This window comes from Hymenobacter cellulosivorans, from assembly GCF_022919135.1.
Taxonomy (GTDB): domain Bacteria; phylum Bacteroidota; class Bacteroidia; order Cytophagales; family Hymenobacteraceae; genus Hymenobacter; species Hymenobacter cellulosivorans.
In genome coordinates this window covers 5,479,417-5,496,612 of sequence record NZ_CP095049.1, presented here as the reverse complement: position 1 = coordinate 5,496,612, position 17,196 = coordinate 5,479,417, and the positions used below count along the sequence as shown (strand labels likewise).

At 60.7% G+C, this 17,196-nt stretch carries 16 protein-coding genes; 8 read left to right on the top strand and 8 right to left on the bottom strand.

Annotated elements, in window-relative coordinates; translation table 11 throughout:
* The first annotated feature begins 65 nt into the window (after positions 1-65).
* Entirely contained in the window at positions 66-626 is a 561-nt protein-coding gene (locus tag MUN80_RS23265) for a DUF4126 family protein (RefSeq protein ID WP_244716836.1), read from the top strand.
* 76 nt (positions 627-702) lie between these two features.
* Here MUN80_RS23265 and MUN80_RS23260 read toward each other — a convergent pair whose 3' ends face one another.
* Positions 703-1,149, bottom strand: a complete 447-nt coding sequence (locus tag MUN80_RS23260) for a hypothetical protein (protein ID WP_244716831.1) — start codon at positions 1,147-1,149, stop codon at positions 703-705.
* Positions 1,150-1,303: 154 nt separating this feature from the next.
* On the opposite strand from MUN80_RS23260, the gene MUN80_RS23255 reads away from it, so the two are divergent.
* Positions 1,304-2,008: a Dph6-related ATP pyrophosphatase gene (locus MUN80_RS23255; protein WP_244716828.1), complete on the top strand. Its 705-nt coding sequence runs from the start codon at positions 1,304-1,306 to the stop codon at positions 2,006-2,008.
* 16 nt (positions 2,009-2,024) lie between these two features.
* Here the strand turns inward: MUN80_RS23255 and MUN80_RS23250 are convergent, their stop codons facing one another.
* The 5 genes from MUN80_RS23250 to MUN80_RS23230 all read right to left on the bottom strand — a co-directional run bounded on the left by MUN80_RS23250 (position 2,025) and on the right by MUN80_RS23230 (position 7,216).
* A complete protein-coding gene (locus tag MUN80_RS23250) occupies positions 2,025-2,933 on the bottom strand; it encodes an RES domain-containing protein (protein WP_244716826.1) in 909 nt (302 codons plus the stop codon).
* A 168-nt stretch (positions 2,934-3,101) separates the two neighbouring features.
* Positions 3,102-4,118, bottom strand: a complete 1,017-nt coding sequence (locus MUN80_RS23245) for an MBL fold metallo-hydrolase (RefSeq protein ID WP_244716824.1) — start codon at positions 4,116-4,118, stop codon at positions 3,102-3,104.
* Positions 4,119-4,225: 107 nt separating this feature from the next.
* On the bottom strand, positions 4,226-5,791 hold the full coding sequence (locus MUN80_RS23240; RefSeq protein ID WP_244716822.1) for an HTTM domain-containing protein: 1,566 nt from the start codon (positions 5,789-5,791) through the stop codon (positions 4,226-4,228).
* 115 nt (positions 5,792-5,906) lie between these two features.
* Positions 5,907-6,641, bottom strand: coding sequence for a hypothetical protein (locus tag MUN80_RS23235; protein ID WP_244716820.1), 735 nt, complete (start codon positions 6,639-6,641; stop codon positions 5,907-5,909).
* Positions 6,642-6,868: 227 nt separating this feature from the next.
* Positions 6,869-7,216 (bottom strand): hypothetical protein, encoded by a 348-nt coding sequence (locus MUN80_RS23230; protein ID WP_244716818.1) that lies wholly within the window; start codon positions 7,214-7,216, stop codon positions 6,869-6,871.
* A gap of 298 nt (positions 7,217-7,514) precedes the next feature.
* On the opposite strand from MUN80_RS23230, the gene MUN80_RS23225 reads away from it, so the two are divergent.
* From MUN80_RS23225 to MUN80_RS23215, 3 genes are all read left to right on the top strand, one after another.
* Positions 7,515-7,922: a thiol-disulfide oxidoreductase DCC family protein gene (locus tag MUN80_RS23225; RefSeq protein WP_244716816.1), complete on the top strand. Its 408-nt coding sequence runs from the start codon at positions 7,515-7,517 to the stop codon at positions 7,920-7,922.
* A 75-nt stretch (positions 7,923-7,997) separates the two neighbouring features.
* Entirely contained in the window at positions 7,998-9,002 is a 1,005-nt protein-coding gene (locus tag MUN80_RS23220) for a quinone oxidoreductase family protein (protein WP_244716814.1), read from the top strand.
* A gap of 107 nt (positions 9,003-9,109) precedes the next feature.
* Positions 9,110-9,376, top strand: coding sequence for a hypothetical protein (locus tag MUN80_RS23215; protein ID WP_244716812.1), 267 nt, complete (start codon positions 9,110-9,112; stop codon positions 9,374-9,376).
* A gap of 79 nt (positions 9,377-9,455) precedes the next feature.
* Here MUN80_RS23215 and MUN80_RS23210 read toward each other — a convergent pair whose 3' ends face one another.
* The gene (locus MUN80_RS23210; protein ID WP_244716810.1) at positions 9,456-11,843 is read right to left on the bottom strand and encodes a TonB-dependent receptor; all 2,388 of its coding nucleotides are present in this window, start codon (positions 11,841-11,843) and stop codon (positions 9,456-9,458) included.
* A 109-nt stretch (positions 11,844-11,952) separates the two neighbouring features.
* On the opposite strand from MUN80_RS23210, the gene MUN80_RS23205 reads away from it, so the two are divergent.
* The 3 genes from MUN80_RS23205 (at position 11,953) to MUN80_RS23195 (ending at position 15,641) form a co-directional block, all read left to right on the top strand.
* On the top strand, positions 11,953-13,632 hold the full coding sequence (locus tag MUN80_RS23205; protein ID WP_244716808.1) for a histidine kinase: 1,680 nt from the start codon (positions 11,953-11,955) through the stop codon (positions 13,630-13,632).
* A complete protein-coding gene (locus tag MUN80_RS23200; RefSeq protein ID WP_244716806.1) occupies positions 13,629-14,327 on the top strand; it encodes a LytR/AlgR family response regulator transcription factor in 699 nt (232 codons plus the stop codon). The genes MUN80_RS23205 and MUN80_RS23200 overlap by 4 nt, the downstream gene beginning before the upstream one ends.
* A gap of 183 nt (positions 14,328-14,510) precedes the next feature.
* Positions 14,511-15,641: a metallophosphoesterase gene (locus MUN80_RS23195; protein WP_244716804.1), complete on the top strand. Its 1,131-nt coding sequence runs from the start codon at positions 14,511-14,513 to the stop codon at positions 15,639-15,641.
* Here the strand turns inward: MUN80_RS23195 and MUN80_RS23190 are convergent.
* The gene (locus MUN80_RS23190; protein WP_262922027.1) at positions 15,638-17,170 is read right to left on the bottom strand and encodes an FAD/NAD(P)-binding protein; all 1,533 of its coding nucleotides are present in this window, start codon (positions 17,168-17,170) and stop codon (positions 15,638-15,640) included. The genes MUN80_RS23195 and MUN80_RS23190 overlap by 4 nt on opposite strands.
* Positions 17,171-17,196 lie beyond the last annotated feature (26 nt).

Genomic DNA, 17,196 nt, shown 5'->3' with positions numbered 1-17,196 from the left:
CCAACGCCGGCGGCAAGGGTGCGTTTAAGAAGGCTCATCTTCTTTCGCACCTTATTCTTTCTGATATGGCATCTCCTTTCTGGAAAACCTTGAGTTTGGGTACGCTGGCCGGTTTGCGCAGCCTCACGCCACTGGCCGCCCTGAGCACTTCCTTCGCCAAACACCGCTCCGATGAGCTGGCTTCTTCACCGTTGCGGCTTTTGCAGTCGGGCATAGCGGCTAAGGGCCTGACGGTGCTGGCAGCCAGCGAAATGGTAGCCGATAAGCTGCCCGGCATGCCCGACCGGATTACGCCCACCGCGCTGCTGGGCCGCGGCCTGTCGGGAGCCTTGCTGGGGGCCATGCTCTATAAGTCGAAGCGTCGCTCCGGGTTTGGGGGCGGCTTGCTAGGCGCACTTTCTGCCGTGGCGGGCACCTACGGCAGCTTTTACCTGCGCAAAGAGCTCGGCAAGCAAACCAAGCTGCCCGATACCGTGTGGGCTTTGGTCGAAGATGCCACTGTGTTTGGCAGCAGCCGGGCGGCCAGCAAAAATGCCGCGCCGGCTAAAGCCCGCCGCGACGCCTACGTGCCTCGGCACCTGCCCACCCAGCCGTCTTACCACGCCAACTATTCTTCGCTGTTCTAATACCGCCTGGCGCTACGACGCAAAAAGCCCCGCCGACCATTGGCCTGCGGGGCTTTTCTGTGAGCAATAGTACCGGTTACTGCGTGCGGCCGGAGCTGCCGTTGCGGTCGGCGGTACCCGTGTTCTGGGTTGAGCCTGGGGCGGTGCTAGGGGCCGTGCTGTTCTGCGAAGGCGCCTTGGTGGCGTTCAGGCTGTTGTTGTCGGTGACCTTATCTACCGAGTTCGGCGTACCTGAAGCGGCCTGGGGTGAAGTGCCGCTATTGCCGCCCGGCGACGAGTTCAAGGCATTATCGGTCGACTGAGCCTGGTCGGCAGCCGAGCCGATACCGCCGGGTTCGGGGGCACGCTGCTGTCCGTTGACGCTGTCCATGTCGGTTTCGATGGAGCGGGCCGGCGGGGCGGTAGAGAAGTCGTTGATGTTCTGCCGGTCTTCGCCGGGGGTACCGGCCCGGTCACAGGCCGTCGTCAGGGAAGCCGCGGCGCCCAGCACAGCAGCCAGCACAAAGCGCTGAGTGAGTTTCATAGTTCAGGTGTTTGGATGTACAGATAGACTTGGAAAACAGCTATACGCAAAACCGGCCCTCCGTAGCTGAAGTAACGGCCGGCCAACTCGAAACCGGCCGCAACCTTGACCCGCTGCCACAGTATTCTGCCTGCCGAAGCCGTAGCTTTGCCGCATGGCCATTCCAGCAATGATGAACTGGAGCGGGGGCAAAGATTCGGCCCTGGCGCTCTACCACGCCCTGCACGACGCGCGCTACGAAGTGCGCCACCTGCTTACCAGCGTCAACGCCCACTACCAGCGCGTGTCGATGCACGGTGTACGGGTGGCCCTGCTCGAAGCCCAGGCCCAGCAGATTGGCCTGCCCCTAACCAAGCTGGAGCTGCCCGAAGCCCCCGATATGGCCGACTACGAGCAACTCATGCGGGCCGCGCTGGCGCCCTTGCAGGCCCAGGGAATTCACCACAGCATTTTCGGCGACATTTTCCTGGAAGACTTGCGCCGCTACCGCGAAGAGCAGTTGGCCCGGGTGCAGATGCAGGCCGTGTTTCCGCTCTGGCAGCGCAGCAGCGCCGATATTCTGCGCGAATACCTGGCGCTGGGCTTTCAAGCCGTTATTGTCTGCGTCAATGAGCAGTGGCTCGACCAAAGCTTCTGCGGCCGTTTGCTCGATGAGGACTTTCTGCGCGACTTGCCACCGGGCGTGGATGCCTGCGGCGAAAACGGCGAGTACCACAGCTTCGTTTTTGCCGCTCCGTATTTCCAGGCGCCCATAGCCTTTGAGCGGGGTGAAATCGTGCGGCGCACTTACCCGGCGCCGGGTGGTGGTGAAGCTGGCTTCTGGTATTGCGACCTGCTACCCATGCAGACAACCACATAGGGAGCTTAAAGATACTTTAGCACTGGGGGCGCTGCACTTTCCATTGGCCGGCATCGAAGCGGCAGTCGGTGGCGATGCCGCCTTCCCGCAGCACCCAGTTGCCGGGCCGGCCTAGCCACTGCAAACGGCCATCGGGCAGCACGGTGTTGGCAAAGTCGTGCGACAATACGTCGATGGTTTCCGTTCCTACCCGGTTTACCGTCAGATATTCCACGTACTGCAAGCGCAGCTTGTCGTCGTCGAGGCAGCTGGGGTGCAAAGCCAGGTTATGGGCGGGACTAGGCATAGCCGCCGACGGATAAAGCAACCCATCGAAGGCAGTTCCCAATTCACAGGCTTCGGCTATAGCCACCGACAGTCGGTAATGGTGGTGATTATCGTCATGTACAGCGCGGGTAAAGGCTTTGGTTAGGAAGTCGGCAATAGGCTGGACCCCGGCGGGCAGCTGGCTGAGTGCCTGCGCTAAGGCTTTTTCCCGGTCCGAATTCGGGTCATCGGCGCACACGTCGGCGTAGCCAAAGCTGGCCAGGCGTAGCGGCTGCTGGGTTTGCCAGCGGGTAATGACAATCTGGTCTTTGGGCTGGACGCCGGCCTCGAAAAACGGCGGGTGCCAGGTGGCGCTGCAATAGAACATGGACTGCCCAGCCCGGTTGGCCCGCTGGTCGGCGGTGACCAGTTCGGCCGGTGGGTAGGACACATGCTGCAAGTGCGTAGGAGGCTCGGTGCAGGCCTTGCCTCGGTAAAGCAGCAGACCAGGCCCGAATTCGATAAGGCGCAGCGGGTGGCCCTGCAGCAGGTCCCGAACCCGCTCGGCCAGCTCATCAATGGAATGTTTGCGTAGGTCCAGATGCTGGAGTGACGCTATTTTATGCCTGGTTTCCTCCACGGCAGAACCCTTGCGGGCGTCGGGTTGGGATACGGCCATACGGATACTATGCGTGGGTGGTCGGCAAAGAGGGGCAGAAAGGGCGGAGAGCGGAAAATAGTAAGCGTACTAGATGCGCGAAAGAACCGTCCTACTTCCTTCGGTGGGTGCCAAAAGAAGTAGGATGACCATTAAGGGCTGAGGTTCCGTTTCTCGCGAAGTCAGGGACTAAAACTCGTAGTCGTCACGGTGACGGCGGGCATAGTCGTCGTTGTGGTCTTGGTGGCTGCGGCGGGCCTTATTCTTGTCGCGCAAAAGCAGGTAGCCCAGGCCGCCGACCAGCGCCGCCCCGATAATCCACTTGGGCAGGGGCGCGTCGGTGGCAGGCGGCACCGATACGGTACCGGTTTCGTCGGCTACTACCGGATGGCCCACGTAACGGCCCTGCTTAGGCACAGCCTGCTGCTCAAAGTGCAAGGCCAGCTCGTGCAACTGTCGGCGCAGTTCCTCGCCGTGCATCGGAATACCGTGGCCGGTAGCGGCAATCTGGGGCTCCAGGGCGGCCAGCTTCTCTACTGAAGCGCGCGACTGGCCCCAGTCCTGGGTGAAGTAAGCGGGTGGCCCGTGTACTTCCTGGCGTTGCTCCCACACGGCCGTTCCCGATTCCTGCTGCACCGTCACGAAGGCGTCGCCGGCAATCAGGGTTCGGTCGTACTCGCGGAAGAACGACACGTGCCCAGCCGTGTGACCCGGCGTCGGAATCCAGCGCCATTCCGACAAAAACGGCACGGTGCCGTTTACGGGTAGCGCGTGTACCCGGTCACCCAGATCAATGGGCTTTTTGGGATAGAGAAACGACATGGCTGCCATAGCGCCACCGCCCACCGTGGGGTCTGGTGGCGGGTACGACGAGCGGCCGGTGAGGTAGGGAAGCTCCAGCGGGTGGGCATATACGGGCACGTTCCACTCCTCGGCCAGCGTTTGAAGGGCTCCCACGTGGTCGAAGTGGCCGTGGGTGAGGATGATGGCCGATGGCGGATTGTTGGGACCAAAGATGGCCTCAACGTTCTGCTTGATCTTGGCGGCCGAACCAGGCAGGCCCGCGTCTACCAGCACCCAGGGTTCCAGAGGCGAGGACGTGTCGCGCACGAAATACAGATTCACGAAGACGTTGCGCAGCCCCCAGACGCCGGGCACGACGGCCTGCAGGGCGGGGGTATTGGCGCGGGTTGCGGTGGTTGGCATACGGACGAGATTGGGTGGAGAAAATCAGCCAGCCTGCCCCGGTTTAGGTTTGGAGCAGCGTTCAGAAATACGCAGCCAGCGCAGTTTGGATGAGGAAAAAGCCGGATTTAGGGAATAGAATCGGCGGCGCTGTCGAGGTTGGCGGCCGTTGCCTGTGGAGCTTCGCAGATGCAGAGTACTTCGCGTTTGGCTTTGGCTACCTGATAGTTAGGTAGCGAAACTTCCTTCATGTAAACTACCTCCAGGCGGCGCAGTGGTGGGTGTACCGGATTTTCGTGCCAGATGCGCAGCAGGTAGTTGCAGTAGTAGGGCCGCATGTACTCGTTGCTCACGAACAGGTAGTTTTCACTGTACTTGCGCCACCGGTCATTCTTGAACAGCGAAACCACCGAGGCGGGCTTCTGCTCGGTCATCGGCTGCCCGTCGCGGTTCAGGTCGAGGTGCTGCCCGTCGGTAGTGGTGCCATCTAGAATGTACCAACCGTCGTCTTTGAACACAGCTGGCGCAAACATGCCCCAGTGCTGATCCACGCGAAACAGGTAGCCGAACCAGCGCAACGAGTCGGACATGTACAGAGCGGGCTTATTCACGCTATCCAGGTTCCACCAGATAACGTAGCCCAGTAGCACGGTCACTACCGCGTTGCGCACGCCGCGTAGCATGGTGCGGGTGCTGTCGGGCAGTTCCCAGTGGTGTTCTACCCGCAGGCGTAAAGGCACCCGGAACTGCGCCAGTCGGGGCCGCAGCAGGGCCGTGCGGGCAGCTAGGCGCGGGCCTAGTCGCTGGGCACCCAGGGCAAAGCGCTTATCCAGCCAGTTCATGGCTACCGGCGGCAGCAGACCCAGCACCGAGGCCATGTTAATCAGGAAAAACAGGCCCACAAACAGCGTAAGGCTGATACCCAGGTGAAAGCTGTACATAATGCCCACGAACAGCAGGCGCCACCACGTCACTCGAAACGGGATGAAGAGCACAAAGGGCAGCAGCAGCTCGGTGTAGTAGGTGGCAAACGTGAGAAAGTGCAGCAGCCCGGCGTAGGGATAAATCAGCTTGCCGCCCGGCAGCAACACCTGGTCCAGGCTTAGGGCGTAGTAAATCGCCGTGCCTTCGGTGGTCCATTCCGGGGCGCTTTTCAATAAGGCCGTGCACCAATACACCAGGGCAATCTGCACGATGTAAGCCACAGTGGCGGCGCTGAAGTACGTGAGTTTTTCGGGCTGCTCCCGGCCCCGGGCATCCAGGGAATAAAGGCGGCCCCAGGGTAAAAACAGGCCCCAGAACAGGAGCATACGCAATAAATCGTCGCCACCTTGCCCAATAAGCGGGTTGCGGTTCTGCACTGACACCAGCAGCACCCAGGTCAGGAAGGTCGCTAAGCGGGTGTGGTAGCCCAGCAGCAGCGCCACGGCGGCCCCGGCTTCGAGCAGAAACAGTAGTGCCTGCACTCCCCACAGCCCACTGATGGCATGCAAGGAAACCTGGTAGGGATTCCAGCAATACTGGTAAAGAACGTGCAGCGGCAGCACGCCCATATTGGCATAATGGGCTTCCAGATCGGTACTGCGGATACCGACATCCAGCAGGACAACGGCGGCCAGGGCCATGCGCATCAGGGCCAGGGCGCGCAAATCAACAACGAAAGGACGACGAAGGAGGGTAAGGAAAGCGGGCATAAACTGCCACGTAGGCGGTGAGGGGAAAATAAAAAGGCGGGGAAGCTCGCCATCGGGTTCGATGGTAGGCCTCCCCGCCCTTACGTAGGCGCGCCGGTTTTAGCCGTGCTCTAGCTTAACGCGTGGTCGATCCACTGGTGCTGCCCGAAGTAGTTCCTGAGGTAGTTCCTGAGGTAGTACCCGAAGTGGTACGGCCTGAAGTAGTGCTACCACTGGTCGTCGAGCGGCGCGAGCCGGACGTGGTAGAGCCGGAAGTGGAGCCGCTGGTGCTCCGGCCGCTGGTGGTTCCGGAGGTCGTGCCGCTGGTACTGCCCGAAGTAGAACCCGAGCCAGAAGTCGTACCACTAGTCATCGAGCCCGAAGTAGAGCCTGAGGTCGAACCGCTGGTCGTTGAGCCGGAAGTAGTGCCGGTAGTCGTCGAACCAGAGGTCGTCGTCGAGCCGCTGGTCGAGCCGTAAGTGCCCGAGGTTGTGCCGCTAGTCGTGCCCGAGGTCATGGAGCCCGAAGTCGAGCCCATGCTGCCGGAGGTCGAGCCGCTGGTCATCGAGCCAGAGGTAGAGCCAGTAGAGCCCGACGTGGAGCCACTGGTGGTAGTCGAGCCGCTGGTAGTCGTGCTGCCGCTGGTTGTGGAGTACGTGTCCGAGGTCGAGCCGCTCGTTGTCCCGTAGGAGCCAGAGGTGCTGCCGCTAGTTGAGCCGGAGCCGGTCATATCCGAGCTGGAGCCCGAGGTGGAGCCGGAGCCCGTGCCGCTTGTACCAGTTTTGCTGGTGCTGCAGCCAGTCATCAGGTTGGCACCTACCAGGGCCGTAGCCAGTAGCAGCGTCCAGGGAGCAAAGGGTTTCTTTTTCATAGCAGGAGTGGTGAGTAGATTGAAGAAAGGAAGGAATGCAAATCAAGAAGACGACATTTCTCTAGGTGGGCCTGCCAGATAAGGCACTAATGCCAGGTGTCGTGTCGGGCAGCTATCCAGTCCATTGCCGCAGGCATTTGTGCCCAGACAGTGGGTTGGGTAGCTGCGCAAAAGGGTAATTACCACGTAGTAATCACCCTTTTATTGGTGCTATAGGTTGTTTTACGCTACTGGCCGCCGGTAGTGCCGCCACCCGTGCTGCCCGTGCCGCCACCTGCGGTAGTACCGCCCGTGGTGCCGGCAGTCGTGCCGCCCGTGTCGCTGCCGCCCGTGGTACCCGAGCCAGCCGTAGTGCCACCGCCCGTCGAGCCGCTGCCCATATCACCGCCGCCCATTGCGCCACTCGTGTCGGAGCTCATGGCGTCGTCGTTGGTAGAGGTGGCTTCCTCAGTAGCCATGCTGGAACCACCGCCGTTTTCGGCCGTGCCGCTGCCGTTGTTGTCGCCGCAAGCGCTAAACGTAAAAGCTCCCACACTGAGAGCTGCTGCCAGAATCATTATCCGTGGTCTGTACATAGGAAAAGGCAAAAGGAATCGTGAAAGAGTAGTTTTGCCCCTGCTATACGGTTGACTAATAAGTTACAACCAAGAAAATAGCTAAAAATAAATACTGAATTTCTGGGATAAACCCGGATGTGAAAACTACGCACGAGCTGTATTCATAAGTATGACTCAGGCTACTGGACCTGGAAAGCAGCGGCGACCGGCCCCGGTTGCTAAACTACTAGCCACCTTGCCCCGATTTGGGCCAGCCTGGCTTACTTTTGGCCGCTTACGTTGTTAGCGGGTACCTTTCTGCTTTCTAATTACTCTTATGACTGCTCCTGCTACTATCCTGTTCGACGGTGTCTGTAACCTCTGCAACGGCTTCGTGCAGTTCGTGATTCAGCGCGACGCTCCGGGCCATTTTCGGTTTGCGTCCCTGCAGTCGGCGGCCGGGCAGGCTTTGCTAGCCGAGCACGGCCTGAGGCTGGGTCCCGCCGGTCCCGAAACGGTTATGCTAGTTGAGCGAGGCCGAATTTTTACCCATTCCACGGCCGTACTGCGCATTGCCCGGCAGCTCGGCGGGCCTTGGGCGCTGCTGTACGCCTTTATCGTAGTGCCCAAGCCCCTGCGCGACGCCGCTTACCGCTTCGTGGCCCGGCACCGCTACCAGTGGTTTGGGCAGCGCGAGGCCTGCATGCTGCCCACGCCCGAGTTGCGGCAGCGCTTTCTAGCCTGACCAATAACTCCCGGTTGCCGCATTACGATTCCTTTTTTTTGCCGCCCCCCTTTCTTTACAACCCACCGCTTTTCCATGCAAGCTCTCCAACTCAACGGCATCAACGAGCCGCTCCACCTGCAGGAAGTCAATACACCCGTGCCCGGTCCGGGCGAAGTTCTGGTTGAAATCCACGCCGCCGCCCTCAACCACCGCGACGTCTGGATCCAGAAGGGCCAGTACGCCGGGCTGCGCTATCCCTGCATCATCGGTTCCGACGGGGCCGGCGTCATTACGGCCGTGGGCCCCGGCGCCGACGAGTCGTTGCGGGGTCAGGCCGTGCTGATTAACCCGGGCCACCACTGGGGCGACAACCCGCATGCCCAGAGCCGGGGCTTTACCATTCTGGGCTTGCCCGAGCAGGGCACGTTTGCGCAGTACGTGCGCGTGGCGGCCCACTACGTGTGGCCGCTGCCCAAGCACTTGTCCTTTGAGCAGGCCGCCGCTTTGCCCCTGGGCGGGGTTACGGCCTACCGGGCGGCTTTCACCCGGGCCCAGCTGCAGCCCGGCGAGCGGGTGCTCATTACCGGTATCGGTGGAGGAGTGGCCCTGTTGGCCCTGCAGATGGCCGTGGCCATCGGGGCCGAGGTGTGGGTCACGTCGGGCTCGGCCGAAAAGCTGGCCCAGGCCCGTCAGCTAGGCGCCAGGGGTGGAGCCAACTACAAAGACGAAAAATGGGCTGCCGGACTCGTGAAAGAGGCTGGCGGCGCCTTCGACGTTATCATCGACAGTGCCGCCGGGCCGGGCTTCGAGGCCCTGCTCGACGCCGCCGCTTCGGGTGGGCGCATTGTGTTTTACGGCGGCACGCTGGGCGCTATTACCCACCTGCCCCCGGCCAAGATCTTCTGGAAGCAGCTCAATATCATGGGCTCCACGATGGGCACCGAGCAGGATTTTGCCGACATGATTCGCCTGTTTGAGCAGCACAAGCTCGTACCGGTCGTGGACCGGGTGTTTCCGTTTGCCGAAGGTGAGGCCGCTATGCGCCGCATGGATGAGGGCCAGCAATTTGGCAAGATCGTGCTGAAAATCAAAGAGTAAGAAAGTGGGAAAAATGCAGATTTTAGCTGGTTTTTTGGAATGTTAAGACCGGCTTCTATGTTACTTCTACAGCTGAGAGTAAGACGAAAAACAAGCTGCTGAAGAAGATGAAAAATCCCGCTGAGTACCTGCAGAATCACATATTTGAAGCCCGTCGCCCGCGCAAGGAGTTGCAGCCCGTGGTAGCTTATGACGACGCCGTACAAGCTATTGAGCAGGCTCTGGCTGACGCGGAAAAGTACAAGTACTTGCTGATGCGCGCCCTGCGCCGCCACGCCGACGACGTAAACGGAGTGGTGTTTACGCCTGCTACCCGTGCTGCCGCTTCGGTGGTTCCGCTCTATCCCGAAGCCGACCAGCAACAGGCCGCCTAAAACCTTCCTTATATTAGTATCGAAAGCCTTCTCCCGCGCTGACTTCCCCAGTAATTAGCGCAGGAGAAGGCTTTTTTGGCTACTGCCGGTTGCTGCCCCTGGCCTGCCGGATAGTTTGGCCGTCTTTCAGGTTGAAGCGGTACACGAAGCTCAGCCGGTAGCGGGCCGCGTTAGGGCGACTGACTTGGCTGAATTCGTAGTTCACTCCGCTGGTGTGGGTGCGGGTCTGGTTGGAATTGAAGATGTTGTTGGCGTCCAGCACCACCGTGGCCTTATCGTGGAGCACGATTTTGCTCAGGCCTGCATCGACGTACTGAATGGCGCGGGTACGGCTTTGCGCGTTATTCTGCGGGCCCACCAGATTGTAGCGCGCCTGGGCGCTGAGTTTGGCCGGCAGCTTGAGCTGGGTGCTGATCCGGCCCGTCAGGCTTTGCCCGGCAAACGTGAAATCCTGTTCGTTGAAGCGCCCGGCCTGCCGGAACGTGAAGAAGTTTAGCTCACTATTCACCAGCAGCCATTTCGCCGGGTTATACAGCACCGATACTTCCAAACCCCGGCGAGTTTCGTGCGCCAGATTAACCGGCGTACTGATAAAAATGCCCGCCGCACTGCGGTACACGTAGGTCTGGATAAAGTCGGTGGTGCGCTGAAAGTACACCGACGGATTGAGGGTGAGGGTAGGCCAGTTGCGCAAAAAGCCCAGCTCCACCACATGGCCGTAGGAGGGGTTCAGGTCGGGGTTACCAGTTTGCTGCGCATTTAGGTCAGTCAGCTCATTGAAGGGAAAGAGCATCCAGATGGATGGCCGGTTGATGCGCTTGCTGTAGTTGAGCTGGACCGTACTGCTCTCCCCAAAAGCGTAGCTCAGGTTCAGGGTCGGGAACAGGCGGGTATACTGCTTGCGGGCAGTATAGGCGCCTTTCCGGTCGGTTATGCTGATGCGCGTCAGCTCGGTGCGCAGACCCACCAGGTAAGCCAGCTTCTTGCTTTTACTGCCAAATTGCGCGTAGGCACTGCTGATGAGCTCCTGGTATTGCAGGTCGTTGTCAATGCCCTGGAAGGTGCGCCAGCCCGCCGCCTGCTGCTCCTCGGCCCGGAAGTCGCTGCTGACGCGGCGGGTTTCCATTTTCAGGCCTGCTTCTACCTTCCTTTGCTCGGTGAGCGGCTGCACCAGATCGGTCTGCAAAAGCAGGTCCTGGCTGGCTCCCACGGAGCGGGTCCGGATGCCGGGCAAGCCCACTACAGTTGGCTGGATACTACGCGTGGCTAGATTCCAGTCTTTTTCACTGTTCCAGAAGTCGTATTGCAAGTCGGCGGTGAACTTGCGGTTGGGCTGGGCGAAGAGCTGAGTGTAGTTGAGCTCCAGTTGGTTGTAGCTGCGCCGCTCCCAGGATTCTCCGCTCCGTTGCAAAGTGCTGTCCGTAGTCGGGGCCTGTAGCGCGTACTGGTAAGTTAATTCTGTCTTGTCGTGGTCCTTGGTGGCGTTTTTCAGGAAGGCGGCGGTAAGGGTGGTGCGCTCATTCACAAAAAAGTCGCCGCCTACATATAGCACCTGCCCGTCGTCGTGGCGGTTTTCGCGTTGCCGCTGCTGCAAGCTAGTCCGGGCGCCGCCTGAGCCCGTGACCTGGTCGGTCTGGTAGCGGCCTAGGTAGTCGGAATAGCGCAGGCCGGCCGTGGCAAACACGTTGAACTTGTCGGACCGATACGTCAGGCTGGGCGTGGCCCGGTAGTCGTTCGGGATACCGCTTACCAGCCGCACCTGCCCGCCCAAACCGGCTTTTTTATTCTTTTTCAGGACGATATTAAGGATGCCCGCACTGCCCGCCGCGTCGTAGCGGGCGGAGGGATTAGTAATGACTTCCACCCGCTCAATCTGGTCGGCCGGTATCTGGTCAAGCGAATTACTCTGGGTAAGGCCCGAGCGGCGGCCATTAATCAGGACGGTAACGTTAGAATTGCCGCGCAAGCTCACCCCGCCCGCCGGGCTGACCGCCACCGACGGCACCCCATTGAGCACGTCGTTGGCCGACCCGTTTTGCGACAATACATCCTTGCCCACCTCAAACACCTTCTTGTCGAGCTGCAGGGTGATGCCGGATTTTTCTCCTGTCACCGTCACTTCGCCCAGCTGGGTGACATCCGGGGTAAGCAGCACCAGGCCCAGCTCCAGCTTACTACCGGCGGGCAGCGCCCGACTTACCACCTGATACCCCATGAAGCGAAACTCAACCACGGCAGCTTCGGCCGGGACGCCTTCTACCCGGAACCCGCCCTGCTCGTCGCTGATGCCGCCGGTCAGCAGCTGGTCCGCCGCGTTTTTCACGTTGACGGTAACGTATGGGGCCGGGGCACCGGAGTGCTGGTCTACCACCTTGCCCGTAAGCGTCCGACCGGGGGCAGCAGGCTGTTGCGCCTGGCCTGGCCAGCTCAGGAGCACGCATAAACAGAAGTATAGCCATGTTTTCATGGCTCAAGGTTAGCTGGCTTGCCCTAGGCCTTTCAGGAAATACATGCCAACGGCTCAAGAGCCACGCGAATGGTAAGTACACCTGCGGGAGTCCTTCTACCTTTACCGTATGCAACGGCTCCTATATTTGCTTCTGCTCCTGTTTGCCATAACCTCTTGTCAGCCAGCCATGGAGTTCGAGGCGGCCGATGCTGTTTTCCGCACCGGCGACGACCCCCGGTGGGCCGCCCCGGACTACGACGACACCGGCTGGCAAACCGAGCGGGGCACCACCGGCAGCCAGGTGTTCTGGGTGCGCCACCACGTTCGGCTTCCGCAGTGGGATTCTACGGTCACGCTGGGCGTGCTGGTCAGGTCTTTCGGTGGGTTTGAGGTGTACTGGGATGGCACCCGGATTGGCAGCAACGGGTGGCCCGCTTCTGGTGCGCAGGCCGAGGTGCCCGGCACGGAAAGCAGCTGCTATATGGTGCCAGCGGCGCTGGCTACTCCCGGCCCCCACGTGGTAGCCCTACGGACGACGCAGGTGCATCTGGGCCACGAACAGCGCTTCTCGCAGGTAAAGCTCTACAGCTACCAAGGGCTTTTGCGCGAGCCGCTCATCATCAGCGGCCTCATGAACCTGATGGCTGGGGCCCTGCTCATTGCTGCCATTTACTACCTGTTTCTGTTTGTCAGCAGCAGTCAGAAAGAGTATGGCATCTTGATCTTCAGCATCATCTGCTTGCTGTGTTTCGCCTTACTGCTGGCCGAGTACGTCCGGTATTACGTCGACATCCCTTACCCGCATTTTTATACCCGCCTGGAAGTTATTGGCCTGCTCACGTTTGCCATTGCCCTGCTGGTACCCCTGTACTTTGCTATTCAGTTCAGCTTACCGCGTAAGGCCTGGCTTGGCAGCGGCCTATTTGTTCTGCTCAGCAGCATCTATGTCCTGAATTATCCCCACTACGACAACACGGCCATCCTGCTCAGCCAGGCTATGTGGGTGACTTCGGTGGGTATTGTGCTGCTGGCCGCGTACCGCCGGGCCAAGGGCAGCGTGCTGGTGCTGAGTGGCTTGCTAAGTAGTGCCGTAAGCTACTATTTCCTCTACTTCGACTACAGCCTCTACATCACCTTCACCATCATTGTGCTCTGCATGCTTTACTTGCACGCCATCCGGGTGCGGGTAATGGAAAATGAGCACCGGGCTGCGCAGCTGCTCTCGGCCCGCCTGCAGCTGGAGCTGCTCAAAAAGAACATTCAGCCCCACTTTATCCGGAACACGCTGACTTCGATGCTGGATTGGGTGGAGGAGTCGCCCACGCAGGGAGCCGTCTTTATTCATGCCCTGGCCAAGGAGTTCGACCTGCTCAACAACATGGCTGAGGCCACGCTGGTACCGGTAGGGCAGGAGCTGGAGCTGTGCCAGCATCATTTGCAGGTTATGCAGTTTCGCAAGGAAATTCGCTACGAGCTCGAATACACCGGCATCGACCCCGCGGAGCTGATTCCGCCGGCCATTTTTCATACCATCCTCGAAAACGGCATTACGCATAGCCTGCCCCCGCCCGATGGGCGCATCTGCTTCAGATTGAGCGTTGAACGGGCCGCTCACTCCCAAACGTACCGGCTGCTGACCTGCGCCCATAACCGGCCCCTGGACCACCGCCCCCGCATTGGCAACGGCACCGGCTTTGAGTACATCAGGGCCCGGCTGCGGGAAAGCTACGGCAGCGGCTGGGAGTTCAGTTCGGAGGCCGTGCCCGAGGGCTGGCTAACCTGTATCACCATTGCCCAAGCCGCATGAAAATCCTGATTGTTGAGGATGAGGCCCGCATTGCCAGGCGCATCGAGCGGATGGCCCGGGACTACTTTGGTCCGCAGCTAAGCTACCTGGCCACCGCCGATTCGTTAGAGCAAGCCCTGCACCTGCTCGAAACCAAAGCTCCGGACTTGCTACTGCTCGACCTAAATCTAAACGGGCAGGATGGCTTTGATCTGCTGCAAAGCGTGGTAGCGGGAGCATTTCATACCATTGTTATTTCAGCCTATACCGACAAGGCCATTACCGCTTTTGCCCATGGCGTGCTTGACTTTGTGCCCAAGCCGTTTGCCGAAGAACGCCTAACCCAGGCCTTTGCCCGCCTGACGACTACAGTCCGAAAGCCAGAGCACGAGCTGAAGTTTCTGGCCGTTCGTAAGCAGGGCCACCTGGTACTGATTGACGTTCAACACCTGCGCTACATCAAGGGGGCCGGTATCTACACCGAGCTGCACCTGCAGAACGGTAAAAAAGTACTCCACGACAAGTCGCTGGAAAAGCTGGAGCAGTTGCTGCCGCCTTCTTTTGCGCGCATTCATAAGTCGTACATCGTTTCCATTGCCCAGGCCGAGAAAATCATTGTGCAGGAAGGCAGTAGCTACCAGCTGCAATTACACAACGGCGAGCTGCTGCCCATCGGCCGGGCCCGCTACAAGGAGCTTCGTAGTAAGCTGCTGTAAGCGCTAAGCAGGGCAGGATATGGCAGGTCGGTAGCCTGAATAAAGCCACCCCGCAGCGGGAGTTGCCCGGCCGCGGTCAGCTGGGTTCGTGGACCTTACAGCTCGGCGCTAACAACATCAGGCCGGCAGAATCCGAACAAGGAGGCACAACTTCAGTCTACAGGGGCTTAGCCCGTTGTGCTTATGCTTTTCTTGTTTCGATACGCGTTGTTAGTAGTAGCCGGGTGCCTGATAGGGCTGCGGAGCGTTGGGCAGCGCTTTGCTGCCATCGGTGACTACGGCTCGGCCAGCCAGGCGGAAAAAGATGTGGCGGCGTTGGTACACAGCTGGCGGCCCGACTTCATCATCACCCTCGGCGACAACAACTACGACCAGGGCGAGGCCACGACCATCGACGCCAACATCGGGCAGTACTACCACGACTACATCGGTAATTACCAAGGCAAGTACGGCCCGGGCGCCGTGGAAAACCGGTTTTTTCCCTCTCTGGGCAATCATGATATTTATACCGCAGAAGGGCAGCCCTACCTGGGCTATTTCACTTTGCCCGGCAATGAGCGGTATTACGACTTCGTGCGGGGCAACGTGCATTTCTTCGTGCTGAACACCAACAGCTTCGAGCCCGACGGCATCCGGAGTACTTCGCGCCAGGCCCAATGGCTACAACAGGGGCTGGCCGCTTCCACGTCGCCCTGGAAAGTGGTGTACATGCACCATCCGCCGTATTCCTCCGGGGAGCACGGCAACAGCCCCGAACTGCAGTGGCCCTACTGCCTGTGGGGGGCCTCGGTGGTGCTGGCTGGCCACGACCACCTCTACGAGCGGATTATGGTCAACGGCTTGGCGTATTTCGTCAACGGGCTGGGTGGCAAGAGCATTTATTCCTTGCACCGGCCCGTGCCCGGCAGCACGGTGCGCTACAACGACGACTACGGCGCCATGCTCTGCACCGCTACTCCGGACAGCTTGGTGTTCCGGTTCGTGACCCGTGCTGGCAAAGTCATTGATACCTACTCGCTCTACCAGCCAGCGCTGCAACGCGGTTCGCTGAGCCGTACGCCGGCCGGGCTGCTGGTGCTGCCCAACCCCATGACCGAGGCTGCCGCCATCGAAGTACGGGTGCCCGTCACGGCCGAAACCACGCTCCGGGTGCTCGATACTACTGGGCGGGAAGTAGCAGTGCTCCACCGGGGGCGGTTGGCGGCTGGCTCGCACCGTATCCGGTGGCAGCGGGGGCGGCTGGCCCCGGGCCTGTACTTTTTGCAGCTGACCAACGGCTGCTCTACCCAAACCGTGCGGGCCGTGAAACTTTAGTCGGCCGCCAGAAAGGGCTGCAGGTGCTGGGCCAGCGCCGCCGCCTGAGTCCGTAGCTCCGGCACCGCCGTCGATTCGAAGTAAGCGGGCCGCCGGCTGGGACCCAGCGTGTAGAATACGTCCGAAACCTGACCTTGAGCAGTACACAGCGCCCCGTGCTCGTCAGTAGTAATGCCCAAATGGAGGGCGTCGGGCACCAAATGGCCCGCCGCGCGCAAGCTGCTGACCAGCGGGTCGGGGATGCGGCTATAGTCGAGTAGGGGACCGGTGCAGGAAATGACGTGTTGCACCCGCACCTGCTGGCGCTGCTTGCCGCGGGTTACTTCCACCTGCAGGTCGGTGCCAGCAGTTTCAATGTGCGTCACTTTGCCCAGCTGCATTCGTACGATGCCCGCGTCCAGCATCCGTTGCACAGCGGCCGCGTTCTGGGGCGGACTCCGGTGCCGCACCACCGACCAGATAGAAGCCACGTGGCGCAGAAACCGGGCCTGTTCGGCTTGGGGCCAGGCCTGCCAGATCCGGCCCAGGTCGGGCCGCAGGGAGTCGATAACCGGGCGCCAATCCTGGCCCTGCTGCTGAGCCTGCCGCACGTGGCGGCGCACTACCCGTACTACTTCCGCTACGGAGGTAAGACCGGCCAACTCGTTGGCATAAAAGCTCAGGTACGATTGGCCCAGCGGCCCGTGTACCGAAGGCCAACGCCCACTGCGGGCCACTACCGTTACGGGGCCGTGGTGGCCGTCGGCGGCTAGGCCCAGCAGCACATCCATAGCCGTAAGGCCCGAGCCAATGAGCAGCACCGAGTGGTGGGGCGCAATGTTCTGCAGGGCCTGCGGGCCCCAGGGGTTGCTGTGGTAGCCGGGATGGCGACGCACTTCGGCGCTCAGGCGCAGGTCGGGGGCCGGGGGGAAGTTACCCAGCGCCAGCACTACCCGCCGGCTCCGTATTTCGTGACCATCGGCCAGCTGCACCGTCGCCGAGCGGCCATCCTGGGTCAGCGTGGCGGCCACGGCTTTCTGGTGGTGGCAAAAAAAGCGCAGGCCGTTAGCCGCGGGCCAGGCCAATACGCTTTCGGTGAGCTGCTGCAGGTATTTGCCGTAGGTCTGCCGGGAGCAGAAGTCACTGGGGCATACCGGGGTTTTGCTGGCCGCCAGCCAATTGAGGAAATGATTGGGCTCCTGGGGAAAGGCACTCAGGAACGGGGCCCGCACGTTGAGCAAGTATTCTTTGCGCCGGGCCGAATACGCCAGCCCTGGCCCCGGCACGGCCCGCGGTTCCACTAGGTGTACATCTACGTCGTAAGGGCCGCCCGGGAGGTGGGCCAATTGGACCAGGAGCATGGAGCCGGAAAAGCCTCCGCCCAGAATCGTAATGGTTCGTCTTGCTGACACCGTGGCTGGTTGTGGAGTGGATGCAGAACGGAATTTGGCCAGAAAATGCGCGAAAAAATCCGGTCTGGAAAATCCGCCGGCGCGGCAGAGCTTGAATTTAGAAGCCCTAAAAACCGACCGCCCGGCCGTAAACTGCATACGGCCGGGCGGGTAGAAAGACGAAG